This window comes from Pedobacter indicus (assembly GCF_003449035.1).
Taxonomy (GTDB): Bacteria; Bacteroidota; Bacteroidia; order Sphingobacteriales; family Sphingobacteriaceae; genus Albibacterium; species Albibacterium indicum.
On sequence record NZ_QRGB01000001.1, the window covers coordinates 1726114 to 1739733 of the forward strand.

Annotated in this window: 14 protein-coding genes and 2 tRNA genes; 11 read left to right on the forward strand and 5 right to left on the reverse strand. The window is 40.8% G+C overall.

Features of this window, described 5'->3' with window-relative positions; translation table 11 throughout:
• Nucleotides 1–11 precede the first annotated feature (11 nt).
• From D3P12_RS07730 to D3P12_RS07750, 5 genes are all read left to right on the forward strand, one after another.
• Nucleotides 12–2828 (forward strand): TonB-dependent receptor, encoded by a 2817-nt coding sequence (locus D3P12_RS07730; RefSeq protein ID WP_118194437.1) that lies wholly within the window; start codon nucleotides 12–14, stop codon nucleotides 2826–2828.
• A 31-nt stretch (nucleotides 2829–2859) separates the two neighbouring features.
• Nucleotides 2860–3933 (forward strand): phytase, encoded by a 1074-nt coding sequence (locus D3P12_RS07735; protein WP_118194438.1) that lies wholly within the window; start codon nucleotides 2860–2862, stop codon nucleotides 3931–3933.
• A gap of 430 nt (nucleotides 3934–4363) precedes the next feature.
• Nucleotides 4364–5005, forward strand: coding sequence for a DUF6266 family protein (locus D3P12_RS07740; protein ID WP_118194439.1), 642 nt, complete (start codon nucleotides 4364–4366; stop codon nucleotides 5003–5005).
• 149 nt (nucleotides 5006–5154) lie between these two features.
• Nucleotides 5155–5230, forward strand: a tRNA-Gly gene (locus D3P12_RS07745).
• Nucleotides 5231–5293: 63 nt separating this feature from the next.
• Nucleotides 5294–5379, forward strand: a tRNA-Leu gene (locus tag D3P12_RS07750).
• A 42-nt stretch (nucleotides 5380–5421) separates the two neighbouring features.
• Here the strand turns inward: D3P12_RS07750 and D3P12_RS07755 are convergent.
• Nucleotides 5422–5784, reverse strand: a complete 363-nt coding sequence (locus D3P12_RS07755; protein WP_118194440.1) for a helix-turn-helix domain-containing protein — start codon at nucleotides 5782–5784, stop codon at nucleotides 5422–5424.
• A 1-nt stretch (nucleotide 5785) separates the two neighbouring features.
• Nucleotides 5786–6079: a type II toxin-antitoxin system HigB family toxin gene (locus D3P12_RS07760; RefSeq protein WP_118194441.1), complete on the reverse strand. Its 294-nt coding sequence runs from the start codon at nucleotides 6077–6079 to the stop codon at nucleotides 5786–5788.
• A 159-nt stretch (nucleotides 6080–6238) separates the two neighbouring features.
• Between D3P12_RS07760 and D3P12_RS07765 the strand changes: the two genes are divergently transcribed.
• From D3P12_RS07765 to D3P12_RS07780, 4 genes are all read left to right on the forward strand, one after another.
• On the forward strand, nucleotides 6239–7420 hold the full coding sequence (locus D3P12_RS07765) for an ATP-binding protein (protein WP_245977414.1): 1182 nt from the start codon (nucleotides 6239–6241) through the stop codon (nucleotides 7418–7420).
• A 243-nt stretch (nucleotides 7421–7663) separates the two neighbouring features.
• On the forward strand, nucleotides 7664–7999 hold the full coding sequence (locus tag D3P12_RS07770) for a type II toxin-antitoxin system RelE/ParE family toxin (protein ID WP_118194442.1): 336 nt from the start codon (nucleotides 7664–7666) through the stop codon (nucleotides 7997–7999).
• The gene (locus tag D3P12_RS07775) at nucleotides 7996–8295 is read left to right on the forward strand and encodes a helix-turn-helix domain-containing protein (protein WP_118194443.1); all 300 of its coding nucleotides are present in this window, start codon (nucleotides 7996–7998) and stop codon (nucleotides 8293–8295) included. Before D3P12_RS07770 ends, D3P12_RS07775 begins: the two co-directional genes overlap by 4 nt.
• A 402-nt stretch (nucleotides 8296–8697) precedes the next feature.
• Nucleotides 8698–9168 (forward strand): hypothetical protein, encoded by a 471-nt coding sequence (locus D3P12_RS07780; protein ID WP_118194444.1) that lies wholly within the window; start codon nucleotides 8698–8700, stop codon nucleotides 9166–9168.
• Between the two features lie 59 nt (nucleotides 9169–9227).
• Here D3P12_RS07780 and D3P12_RS07785 read toward each other — a convergent pair whose 3' ends face one another.
• Genes D3P12_RS07785 through D3P12_RS07795 form a run of 3 tightly spaced genes read right to left on the reverse strand, consistent with a single transcriptional unit; the run spans nucleotide 9228 to nucleotide 10421 of the window.
• Nucleotides 9228–9710, reverse strand: a complete 483-nt coding sequence (locus D3P12_RS07785) for a regulatory protein RecX (protein WP_118194445.1) — start codon at nucleotides 9708–9710, stop codon at nucleotides 9228–9230.
• A 26-nt stretch (nucleotides 9711–9736) separates the two neighbouring features.
• The gene (locus D3P12_RS07790) at nucleotides 9737–10090 is read right to left on the reverse strand and encodes a helix-turn-helix domain-containing protein (protein WP_118194446.1); all 354 of its coding nucleotides are present in this window, start codon (nucleotides 10088–10090) and stop codon (nucleotides 9737–9739) included.
• 4 nt (nucleotides 10091–10094) lie between these two features.
• On the reverse strand, nucleotides 10095–10421 hold the full coding sequence (locus tag D3P12_RS07795; RefSeq protein ID WP_118194447.1) for a type II toxin-antitoxin system HigB family toxin: 327 nt from the start codon (nucleotides 10419–10421) through the stop codon (nucleotides 10095–10097).
• A 96-nt stretch (nucleotides 10422–10517) separates the two neighbouring features.
• On the opposite strand from D3P12_RS07795, the gene D3P12_RS07800 reads away from it, so the two are divergent.
• Entirely contained in the window at nucleotides 10518–12971 is a 2454-nt protein-coding gene (locus D3P12_RS07800; protein ID WP_118194448.1) for a bifunctional UDP-N-acetylmuramoyl-tripeptide:D-alanyl-D-alanine ligase/alanine racemase, read from the forward strand.
• A 48-nt stretch (nucleotides 12972–13019) separates the two neighbouring features.
• Nucleotides 13020–13616, forward strand: coding sequence for a DUF502 domain-containing protein (locus D3P12_RS07805; protein ID WP_118194449.1), 597 nt, complete (start codon nucleotides 13020–13022; stop codon nucleotides 13614–13616).
• The last annotated feature ends 4 nt before the right edge of the window (nucleotides 13617–13620 follow it).

Here is a 13620-nt window from a genome sequence, read left to right on the forward strand (position 1 = left end):
CACTCGCAATTATGTCTAAATTTTACCAGTTTATTGCCCTGTTATTCATTTTCATACTTCCTGTTCAGGCTTTCGCACAAAGCGGTGTTGTAAGCGGCAAGGTAACCGATCATCAAAAAGTGTCACTACCCGGCGCTACCGTCAAACTGTCGCCCATCAACCGCTACACCGTTTCAACACAGACGGGTACATTTGAGCTACTGAATGTACCCGCAGGTAATTACGAAATTTCGATTGACTACCTTGGTTACAAACCGGTTCGACAATCAATTACTGTAGCTGAAGGCGGAAACACCCGTATTGACCTCGTACTGGAGGATGGTTCTACCGAGATGAATGCCGTTATTGTCATGGGTGATTTGTTACGAGGGCAGGCGAGGGCGCTTAATCAGCAAAGAAGTAATCAAAATATATCCAACGTCATTTCTTCAGATCAGGTAGGGCGTTTTCCTGATGCGAACATTGGCGACGCCTTGAAGCGGGTGCCCGGCATTACGATGCAAAATGATCAAGGGGAAGCAAGGAATATTATTATCAGAGGACTGGCTTCGGAATTGAATTCCGTAACATTAAACGGCGATCGGATTCCTTCGGCTGAGGGTGATAACCGAAAGGTGCAGATGGACTTAATCCCTTCTGATATGATTTCTGTCATTGAGGTAAATAAAACACTGACACCAGATATGGATGCCGACGCCATCGGCGGTTCCGTGAATTTGGTTACACGCGCCGCACCAAATGGTGAGCGTATTTCGGCAACCTTGGCAACAGGATACAATCCCATTCGGGAAAAGGCGCTGTATTCAGGCTCATTCGTTTATGGTAACCGATTTGCTGATAATGCGTTGGGATTGGTTTTGAGCGGATCCTATAATAATAATGACTATGGCTCTGACGATGTGGAAGCTGAGTGGGTTGAAGAAGATGGCCTGGAATACATCGAAGGCTATGAAATTCGTAAATATGATGTAAAACGGGTACGGCGAAGCATTTCAGCAGCACTGGATTATAAAATCAATGATAACCATATCCTCTACGCCACGGCTATGTACAATTGGCGCGATGATTTAGAAAACCGCTTTAAGAATGAGATGAGTGATATGGTTCCTGTCTTAGATGGAAGCGGTCAGATTGTCGGATACGAAGGGACGGTTGTGCGTGAAACCAAAGGGGGTATTGGTAACAGCAGAAACCATAGTCGCCGTTTAGAAGATCAGCGTATGCAGAACTATTCTTTACGGGGCGAGCATCTGTTGGGAACCCGACTGGATATGGATTGGTCCGTAAATTATTCGACCGCCAGTGAAGATCGCCCGAACGAGCGCTATATTGCTTTTGAACAAGAAGGCGTCGGTTTTACATTTAATGGCGATCCGCGCATACCATTGTTCACTCCTTCTGCTGATTTTAATGCGGAAAGCTTGGAGCTCGATGAAATTTCGGAAAATCACGACTATACCAACGAAACTGAATTTGGTGCAAAAGTGAACCTCCGAGTTCCTTTTTCAGTTATAAATGATCAGAAAGGAAGGTTGCGTTTTGGTGCTCGTGTGCGTATCAAAACGAAGGATCGGGATAATATCTTCAATGAGTACTCACCAATCGACGACCTGGGGGTCTTGGGTGAGGTGAATAATGTATTTTGGCCGGGAGATAATTTTCAACCCGGATCACATCTGGTGCCAGGCTTATTCGCCTCGTCAAATTTGCTCGGAAATCTCGATCTGACCAATGGATCTTTGTTTGAAGAAGAGGCTGTTCCGGATGAATATTTAACTGTTAATTACTCGGCAGATGAAAAGATATACGCAGGTTATTTGCGGTGGGATCAGGATATTACGGATGAGATATCCATGATCGCCGGTGCGCGGGTCGAATTCACAGGCATTGATTATACAGGCAACCTGGTTCAGGATGAAGAAGAGCTTACCGGAACAAGAAATGTGAAGAACGACTATGTTAATGTGCTGCCAAGCCTGACATTTAAATTTGTTCCGGAGGAAAATCTGATCTTTAGGCTGGCCGCAACGACTGCATTGGCGCGACCAAATTATTACGCTCTGAGCCCCTTCGTTGCAAGCATACCAAGCGACCGTGAACTCCTGGCCGGTAATCCGGATCTAAAAGCGACCTATGCCTATAATCTGGATATGATGGTTGAGAAATACTTTACTTCGGTGGGCATCATCTCCGGAGGCGTTTTCTACAAGCAGCTAGATGATTTTATTTATACGTACTACGATCAGTCTTATTCAAGAGATAAATTCGCTGCCGATTTTCCAGATGTCCAAAACCCAGTTCCCGCAGGAGAAAAATGGGAATTTGTTCAAACCAGAAATGGTGAGAGTGTTGATGTATATGGAATTGAACTAGCGGCGCAAAGACAATTGGACTTCTTGCCAGGTAAGTTTCTAAGCGGCTTTGGAGTATATGCTAACTACACGTACACCAAGTCGATCGCTAAAGGTATTTCCAATGAAGACGGTGATTTTCGCGAAGATGTGAGTTTGCCGGGTACTGCGCCACATATGTTAAACGGGTCACTTTCCTGGGAAAACGAGAAGTTTTTGGCGAGACTGTCCTTAAATTATACAGCGGCCTACTTGGATGCATTAGGGGAGTCTGCTTTCTCGGATGCCTACTATGATGAGCAACTTTTCCTGGATGCCAATGCCTCTTATAAAGTGACCCCGCTTTTAAGACTCTTTGCCGAAGCAAATAACCTGACCAATCAGCCGCTACGTTATTACCAGGGGATTTCCTCTCGCACCATGCAAGCGGAATATTACAGACCCCGCTATACTATCGGCCTGAAACTAGATCTATAAACCAGATAAATCGAATATATTTAAAACAAATATGATGAAGATAACCTTATTAATAACCATAGTTGCTTTTTTCTCACTGGGAACACTGATCTCTTGTGACAACGGTCAGCAGACGACCGACCCCAATGCTGTCAAACCACTTTATGTCACCGATCCTGTCAAACATGATACGGATGACCCCGCCGTATGGGTGAACCCGGACAATCCGGCTGAGTCCTTAGTTCTGGGAACCGACAAAGACGAAGACGGTGCGCTATATGTTTATGATCTGAAAGGGAAAATTATTGAAGACAAGGTAATCCGTGATTTGAAAAGACCAAACAATGTCGATGTTGCTTATGGCTTATCGCTTGGTGAAAAGAAGGTTGATATAGCGGTTCTTACAGAAAGATTTACCCATAAACTGAGAATCTATTCCCTACCTGATATGAAGGCGATCGACAATGGGGGACTAGCGATGTTCGAAGGGGAAACCGGAGAAGAGTATCGCGATTTGATGGGGATTGCTTTGTATACCAATGAAGCCGGAGAAATCTATGCTATCGTCGGCAGAAAAGCAGGCCCGACAGATGGGAGTTACCTATGGCAATACCTGTTGGAGGACGATGGGAACGGTGATGTGAAAGCTACCTTGGTCAGGAAGTTTGGTGAATTTAGTGGTAAAAAAGAAATAGAGGCCATTGCGGTCGATAATGAACTCGGTTATATCTATTATTCTGACGAGCAGTACGGTGTTCGAAAATACTACGCTGATCCTGACAACGGAAATGAAGAACTTGCTTTGTTTGCAACGGAGGGCTACAAGGAGGACAATGAAGGTATCAGCTTCTACAAAACATCGGATACCACAGGCTACATCCTGGTGTCTGACCAAAGCGCAAATCATTTTAAAGTTTACAAGCGCGAAGGTGGAGCTACCCCGCATAACCACGAGCAGCTAGCCTCTATCCCCGTGTCGACAAATAACAGCGATGGTTCTGAAACGATATCCATCCCGCTGAATGATGATTTCAAACACGGTCTTTTCGTAGCGATGAGTGATGACAAAACGTTTCACTACTACCGCTGGGAAGATATAGCAGGTACCCTGCTCGATATAAACTAAACCTTAACACCTGAGAGAAAATTTAGCTACGTAAATTTTCGTTTAACGAAACCGTTTTGAGGGGTTTTATTTCATGAACCTTTCAAAACGGTTTTTTTATTGACGAATTTCAAACCTTTTTCGACTCATTTTTCGCGAACACCCCACGGCGACCAAGCGGCTTTTTCTCCTGAAATGGAAGGACCCTTGTTATTAAAATGTTTTAGACTTAGTCGGACATTGTTCGGACATTGTTCGGACATTGTTCGGATGTTCTTCGGATATTAGACGTGTGTGCACGATTAATATCCGATTGAGGTACGACGAACTTCTATCTATGCCCTGTATCATAATAGTGTAAATTCAGACCGGTTGTTGAGCGTGGATATTGACTTTGATCTGGTTTTTGCCGATCTTATGGTTTTTTAATTTTCACTTAATATTTTTTATTATGGCGGTTTTTAAAGATGGGATCATGGGATCCTTTAAAGGTCGTGTTGGAAACGTTGTTGGTTACGAATGGCGAGGGCTATCGGTTATGCGCAGCCGGCCACGGATTAAGAAAAATCGTAAACCGACGGAAAAACAGTTAGCGAACCGGGCACGATTCAATTTAATGCAGGAGTATTTACGCTTCCGTATAGGCTTTGTTCGCAAGGGGTTCTCTTTAGCTCCCGAATTGGAAAGAATGTCGCAGTTTAACGTCGCAATGTCTTATAACCTATCTTATGCGATAGCCGGCGAATACCCTCATTGGTATATAGACTACAGCAAAGTGGTTTTCTCAAAGGGAGATTTAGAGTTGCCGAAGGGGATTTCACTCGCTCTGGAAAAGAATATTTTACGTGTGTCCTGGGACACCGAAAAGGAGGGTGCCGCTGCCGATGATGATCAAGCAATGGTTATGGTTTCTGGCAGTAATGATGTTATTGGAAAACACAGTGGTAATTTACGAGAAGATGGCGAAGAGTTAATCGACCTGGTGGGTGAGGAGGAGGGTACGGAACTGTTTGTTCATATTGCGTTTATATCTGACGATCGTAGTCGGGTATCAGATAGCCTGTTCTTAGGTTCTGTGGTGGTCGGACAATAAGGGTTTTTTTGAGGAAATACGTTACTTTGTTTATTAAATTAAAAATAAGCTCCTCTGAATAAGGTAGTTTTACAACTATTGTCAATTTTTTTCAAAAAAGGCTTGACATGTATGTAAAACTACCTATATTTGCATTCACCAAAACAAAAGCGAAAGTAGCTCAGTTGGTAGAGCGCAACCTTGCCAAGGTTGAGGTCGCGAGTTCGAACCTCGTCTTTCGCTCCAAAAACAAATCCCTTATTGTAAGGGATTTTATGTTTAAACCGGTGTCGCAAGACACTTTTAAACGCTGAAGTGGTGGAACTGGTAGACACGCAGGACTTAAAATCCTGTTCGCCCTAAAGCGAGTGCGGGTTCGATTCCCGCCTTCAGTACTTTTAAAGAAGCGAACCGCAGATGGCTCGCTTCTTTTGTTTTTATATCCTGCTTAATATAAAATCGGCAGGTATATGTAGTTTATCGTATATCCCTTTCAAGAAATCGATATCGGGCTTTCGTTTTCCTTTTAATATCTGGTTGATCTTGGGAAGCGGTATGTTTGTCTCTTTGGCCAGATCAGTCTGGCTCATATCTCGTTCAAACATCTTGACCTTGACCATATCAATGATGGTTTTGGGTGCTGGGAATGTATAATATCTGCTTTCGTATTCCTGTACTTGTGCGGTCTTATCTTGCAGGGCTTGTAACTCTTCGGGGGTTACATTGTTTTCTCCCTTTTTCATGATATCATTGATACTGTTGATAGTATCGGTGTATTGTTTTTCATTTTTAATCTTCATCTTACAGATCTTTTAAGTTCAACTTGTCATATTCGCTATGTGTGCCGATAAACCGGATAAAAACGGTTCTTACATTGAAGAAGATACGGGCTACCAGTCTACAATCATTCCCTTTAATATTAAAGATAAATAGACTATCCCCCACACCGTCTACACTGTTAATGGTTTTTTTCATTTCTGCAAAGTTCTTCCAATCGGAGGCAGCGGTAATGTTGTGACATCTTTCCAGAGCATTATAATACTCTGGATGTGTCTCTGCATACTCTTTTATGACCTTCGTTGATATGATCACCATGAAACAAAGATAGAGGATTTTATTTTAAAAATTATAAAAATATTTCATAAAATGAAATATTGAATACCAACAAACAAGCTTAATGAGCAGATAATTCAAAGTTTATGATCAGATATTCCAAAATTTAATCGCTGATATTCCAAAGTTTAACTATATTTGATGGAAAACAAAATAGATTGTGCTATGTCTGAATGGATAGAGAGAACAATGGCTAAGGAGATAAGAAAACGGATTAAACAATATCCGATCCTAGCGGTAACGGGTCCACGACAATCCGGCAAAACCACCTTGTTAAAAACGCTGTTTCCCGATTATGGTTATGTGTCTCTTGAAAATCCCGATCATCGGTCTTTTGCACAGGAAGATCCAAATGGCTTTCTTCAACAATATGCTAATAATGCCATATTGGATGAAGTTCAACGAGTACCAGAATTGTTTTCCTATTTGCAAACTGTGGTTGATGAATCTGGCCAAATGGGGCAATACATCCTTTCTGGATCGCAAAATTTTCATTTACTTAAGCACATTACTCAGTCATTGGCCGGGCGTGTTGCTCTCTTCCGACTTTTACCCCTGGATACCCACGAGCTAGAGCAAGCTAAAAAATTGCCCACAAACTATTTAGATGCCTGCATTCAGGGAGGGTACCCCGCTATTTATCATAGAAGTTTAGATCCAACGGATTTTTACGCCAACTACATTCGCACATACATAGAAAAGGATGTGACAGAATTGATTAATATCCGTGATATGAATAGCTTCCGGACGTTCCTCGGATTGTGTGCAGCAAGAGCAGGTCAACTTTTGAACTTGACTGCGCTGGCTAATGATTGTAATATTTCTCAACCTACTGCAAAGGCCTGGTTGTCTGTTTTAGAAAGCAGTTATCTTGTTTTCTTGCTTTATCCTTATCATGATAACTTCAATAAACGCTTGGTAAAAACGCCTAAACTATATTTTTATGATGTTGGTTTATTGACCCATTTATTGCAAATTCGTGAACCTAAAGAATTGGCCGTAAATAGACTAAAGGGTAATATCTTTGAGAATTTCGTCATTGCCAATTTTCAAAAGTTTAATGAGAATCGATACGAGCATCTTAATTATTATTTTTGGCAAGATCACAATGGCTTAGAAATTGACCTATTGCTAAAAACTGCAAATGCGTTTGATGTATATGAGGTCAAATCTACTCAGACGTTAAGCGGCGCGCTATTCAAAAATCTTCAACATTTCACCGAAATAGTGAAGCCACACGCTGTTCAGCCGCACCTGATTTATGGTGGAGATCAATCTTTAGTTCGAAGCAATGTACAGGTATTGTCCTGGAGAATGGTATAGTAAAAATAAAGCTGCGAAATTAAAAGGACACTGATCCGAATTTTCGAAAAGGACTTGAACAGGAAAATAGGCTTTACGTTTCTGTAATTGAATATTGTTAACTATAAAAAGCATTTTAGGTTTATTTTGCTTTCTATATATAGCATTTTGGAACTGCCTTATCAGCGATTTCAAAAACGAATCCCTAACGTGTAATCTTCAAAATATTTGGAAAATGTTATCTTTTAAGATAACTTTGTGTGGATGATCAGGGAAATAATATTTTATCAAAATCACTTCACCGACTTTTATCAAAAGCAGGATGAGAAGGTAAAGTCAAAGATTAAATATACTCTAGATCTAATAAGGCAGGTGGAACGGGTTCCGGATAAATTTCTGAAGCATATGATTGGGTATGATGGTCTTTATGAGGTGAGGGTGCAGGTAAAGTCTAATATTTATCGAATTTTCTGTTGCTTTGACAACAACCGCATCGTGGTTCTCTTTAATGGGTTCCAAAAGAAAACGCAGAAAACGCCGCAACAAGAAATTGACAGGGCTGTTAAATTAAAAGAAGAGTATTTTAAAAACAAGATATGAAAAGCTACGACCAAGTAAAGAATTTTGAAGAACTGTTGGAACTAGAACATGGCAAGGTGGGCACTACATCGCGAAATGAGTACGAAGAAAACGCCCAGATGTTTATCATTAGTGAGATGCTAAAGGAAGCCAGACGGGAAGCTAATCTTACACAAGAACAGTTAGCCGAACTTTCCGGGACAAAAAAAAGCTATATTTCTAAGCTCGAAAACGCTAAGGGCAATATTCAGCTTTCGACACTGATTCGAATTTTCGAAAAGGGCTTGAACAAGAAAATCGGCTTTACGTTTCTGTAATTGAAAAAGGGAGCTATTAAAAAGCAGGTTTAGCTCGGCATTACAAAAATCAACTCTATCTATTTATCTATTTGATCTTTTTGTAAAAATCAGTAAACCGTTTGCCGGATTTGCTAAATAATACTGAGTCTGCAAATTCATTGTAATAGGAATAGTTAATATCCGCGATATCGATTTTATTAATAATCGTAATATTGAAATTGTCCTTGAGGTGTTTAGCAGGAGGTACTGGATCATGATAATACGACCGGGAAAATAATCACTTTCAACCAAGGAAAAACACCGATTAAAGACGTTGTAAAGAATATCTAATCTTATTGTAGCGTAATTGTGACGAAGCTCGTATTGGATAAAAGTACGAGTCCAAGCTGTTTTGTGCTCGGTCAATAGATTAAAACAAACGTGAAAAAAACTACTATTCTGGGAAACCTCCAGACAAACAGCTTTGTGCTTGTTCTTGTTCTGTCTTTTTTATTAGTTTCTTGCCAGAAGGAAGAGACAGATGGCGAAGCTTTAAAGTGTACGGTTGTGGTGAAAGAAGGCTCTGATGATAATGTAATCGGCAAGTGGAAATTGGTAATTGCCGAAACTACTTTTTTCAAACCAAGGAAAGAAGATTACTCATGCCGAGAAGTATTTTATACGTTTCGGGAGGATGGCAAATTGGTGATCACAAGTAATCACGAAAACCTCATCGGTTACGATGTAGGAGAGTATGCTTTTGAGTTTGACAAAATTGAGCATGAGGAGGCGCAATACCACTCGCTGAAGATTGGGAACGGGAATATCGGGTGTAGCATCGAGAACAATCATATGATTTTAGATAATTCACCTTTAGACGGTCCTAAACTTCTCTTAATGAGAGTAGAATGATCCTTTTTACTATTTCTTGCAAGGGTACTAATAGTTGCTAAAAATGAGAATATCGATGGTTACTTGTCACTCAATATCTCAAAAATCAAACTTTGTTCAAAGCCTCTGCTAACCGCATATTGGGCTAGTTTCATTTTTCGTTTGTAAGGGTGAGGCTCTTTGAGTAGTCTTGATTTTTTTTCGATAACCTGCTCGAGCGTGCTCATATATTCACTGGGATCAATGCTCGCTAAGGACTCTTTTATTAGGCGCGGCGATATTCTTTTCTGTTGCAGACCGTTTTTGATTTTGATCCTTCCCCATTGTTTCATTTTAAATTTGCCGGAAACATAGGCATAGGCAAAACGTTCTTCGTTGAGAAAGTTTTCCGTAATTAATTCGGATATAATGTTCTCTACATCAGATTGATGTAGACCCCAGTTATAGAGTTTGTCTCGTACCTCTTGCTGTGCTCGCTCTTGATAGGCGCAAAAACCTTCTGCTCGCTTTTTCGCCTGCATGGGGGTAAGTCGGTTATTTTTTTTCTGATCCGAATCAATCATGTTGATTTTTCTTTTCTTAAACTATACTATAGTTGCATGAAGAGTTCAGCAGGCAAGTTAAAGTACTTGCGTAGTTTTCGAGCGGTATTTAAGGTTAATTCCCTGCGGCCAGACAAAACAGAAGAAACATGACCTTTGCTGCCTATAATTGGCTCCAACTCCTTAGCTTTGATTCCACGCTCCTCCATTTTTAATTTTATAACCTCAATAGGGTCAATAGTCGGTATTTGAATGTGTTTATCTTCATAATCTTTGATTAACACCAATAGCAATGCTAACTCATCTGCCTCGACTGTGCCATCTTCCACGTGGAAGATGGCCATTGTTCTCTTCACAGCTGTTTGATATTGTTCTTCTGTATTTAATACTTTCCAGTCCATCTTTTTATCCTTTATAAGTTAATATTTTCGTGTCGAAGGTCACTGTTTCTGCGTCCATTTTGTCGTATTCTTTATGTGTGCCGAACCAGATTATATAAGCGGCACGTTGTTGAAAATTCACAGATACTATTAACCGATAATCGTTTCCTTTAATATTAAATATTACTCTACCGTTTGCTACAATACTCGCATTCCCATATACATTCTTTAAGTCATTGAAACTTCCGAAGTCTTGTTTTAAAAATTCGGTATACCATATCAATAATGAGCTTTTAGCGCTTGGGTATTTTTCGGCATAGTACAATATAGACCGTCGTACGATTATATTCATTTCTATACAAAGATAATAAAAGTTTTCAAAATGAAAACAAACATTAGTTGACAATTTTTTCATCTTAACCCAAAAAATGATGAAATTCGTTGTAGAATGCATACCCAGCTCTATACCATTGACCGCATTGCGGATATTATTGCCGACCGATATCGAATCGTCCGACCTGATGATGAAATTCTCCATCTGATCTACGATACCAGAAAAATCAATGATGGCGGGCGGTCGCTTTTTTTTGCATTGAAAGCCGATCTGGATGGTCATGCTTTTATCGAGCAAGCCTACCGGGCTGGGGTGAGAAACTTTGTTGTGATAGAAGGGAAGGTTGATGAGCGTGCTTATCCGGATGCAAACTTTCTATTTGTCGAAAGTACTTTGGCTGCCCTACAGCAATTAGCAAAATATCATCGCACACAGTTTGACATTCCTGTAATTGCTATTACAGGAAGTAATGGGAAGACGATTGTGAAAGAATGGTTGTTCCAGCTTTTGTATCCCGAATTCAATATTGCCCGAAGTCCTAAGAGTTATAATTCACAATTAGGGGTGGCTTTGTCTTTATGGCAACTCTCTGCTGAAAATACCTTGGCAATTATTGAAGCAGGTATCAGCCGCGTGGGTGAAATGGAGCGTTTGCAGAATATCATTCGTCCGACGATAGGTGTGTTGACGAACATAGGAACTGCACATAGTGAGGGTTTTAAAAGTAATGTGGAGAAGCTGTCTGAAAAGCTTTTTTTGTTTAAAGGTGCAGAAAAGTTAATCTTATCGCCGAAATATATCAGCGTGGGAACAACCCTCCCTGAGAATACTGAGGTGATTTCATGGGGTGATGAAGAGGGGTGTGATTTGCAGATCAAAGAAATCAACAAAGGCACTTATACGCAAATTACAGCGATATATAAAGGAGAGACGGTTGATATTCAGATCACCCTCAGTGATGATGCTTCAATTGAGAATGCAATCTCTTGTTGGACGGTGCTTCTTGGTTTGGGTTATGCGCCGGAATTGATTAAACAGCGGATGATTGCTTTATTTCCAGTTGAGATGCGACTGGAACTGAAAAATGGGATCAATAACTGTTCGATTATTGATGATTCATATAGCTGCGATGTCGCTTCATTGATAATCGCATTGAATTTTTTGCAGCAGCAAAATCAAGCTGGAAAGAAAACTGTTATTCTCTCAGATATTCCCGAGATCAAAGGTAATAAGGAAAGTGTCTACCGTACGGTTGCTCAGTTGATAAAGATTAATAAAATTGATCGGTTCATTGGCGTGGGCGAGGAGATTTCTTCTTTTCGACATTTATTTGATAGTGACTCGCTGTTTTATTCTTCGACGGAGGGGTTTCTGGCAGCTGCCGCAAACATTGGTTTTCAAGACGAAGTCATTTTACTAAAGGGCGCGCGGGTTTTTTCTTTTGAGAGAATTAGCCGGATTCTTACGCAGAAGACGCATGATACCGCTTTGGAGATCAATTTGAAAGCTTTGGAGAGAAATCTAAAGTATTATAAGTCTAGGTTGCAACCAAACACAAAGTTAATGGTGATGGTGAAGGCTTTTTCCTATGGTAGCGGAAGCTTTGAGATTGCAAATTTATTGCAGTTTAACCAGGTCGACTATCTCGCCGTAGCTTATCCTGATGAAGGGGTCACGTTACGGAAGTCGGGGATCACGCTTCCCATTATGGTAATGAATGTAGATACGACTTCTTTTGAGGCAGTGGTAAGTCATGAATTAGAGCCTGAAATCTTTTCTCTGACGCAGTTGACTGCCTTTGTGGATTTTCTGGAGAGCAGGGATATAGCGAATTACCCCATTCATATTAAATTGGAGACGGGGATGCACCGCCTAGGTTTTGAGGAAAATGACTTAGATAAGCTATTGCAATTTCTAAGAGAACGAGACGCTATTCGGGTTGCCTCGGTTTTTTCTCACCTCGCGGCGTCAGGGAGTGCCGAACATGATGATTTTACACGTTTGCAGATCAGTACGTTTGATAGGATCAGCAGTGTGTTGCAGGAAGCGCTTCCTTATTCGTTTATTCGTCACCTTTCGAATACGGCGGCTATTGATCGCTGGCCGACGGCTAGTTTTGATATGGTTCGTTTGGGAATCGGTCTGTATGGTATTGCTTCCGCTGACGATTATCAGCTTGAGCCGGTTGCGAGATTAAAAACTCGTATTTCTCAAATTAAACAAATCCATCCCGAAGATACGGTTGGCTATAATCGAAAAGGTAAATTGCTGCATGGTGGAACAATTGCCACTGTTAAAATAGGTTATGCAGATGGTTATAACCGACGCTTTGGGAATGGGGTCGGAAGGATGTTAGTTGATGGGAAGTTGGTGCCTACGATAGGTGATATCTGTATGGATATGTGCATGTTGGATGTAACCGGACAAGATGTGAAGGAAGGGGATTCAGTAGAGGTGTTTGGTGAAGTGCTTAATTTAATGAGTCTTGCAGATGCGATTGGTACCATACCTTATGAGCTTATGACAGGAATATCGCAACGTGTAAAGCGAGTATATTTCTATGAGTAGGGGCACAAAATTTCCGAAGATTTATTTAAGTTTGAGTAAAAGATTATCATGATAAAAAGGAGTTTTCGCCGAATATTTAACTATCTGATTCGAGGTACCATTGTGGTTTTGCCTTTGGTAGGAGCGGTTTTTTTAATTTATTGGTTGTTCTCTCGATTGGATTCTGCTTTGAATTTAAGTACTTGGCTTTTTACGGATGAATTGGGGCAACCTTTATATGTGCCTGGCCTTGGAATTATCAGTGTATTGGTTATTCTGATCCTGGTCGGCTTCCTTATAACAAATTTGGTAACTGCACCAATCTATAATTGGTTCGGCAGGTTGTTGAACCGAATTCCACTTTTCAATACCCTGTATACTTCCTTGAAAGATTTTACCGAGGCTTTTGTAGGCGACGCAAAGAAGTTTAATGAACCGGTGATAGTCGAAGTAAATGATAGTGGACTGAAGCGAATTGGTTTTCTGACACAACATGATCTATCTAAATTGGGATTAGAAGGCGAGGTGATGGTTTATTTTCCTTATGCTTATTCCTTTGCCGGACAGGTGGCTATTGCTAAAGTTGAGCGGGTGAAGCGAATGAATATTAGTGCGACGGATGCGATGAAGTTAGTGGTTTCGGGCGGAGTAAGCGGTTTGGAATAATTCT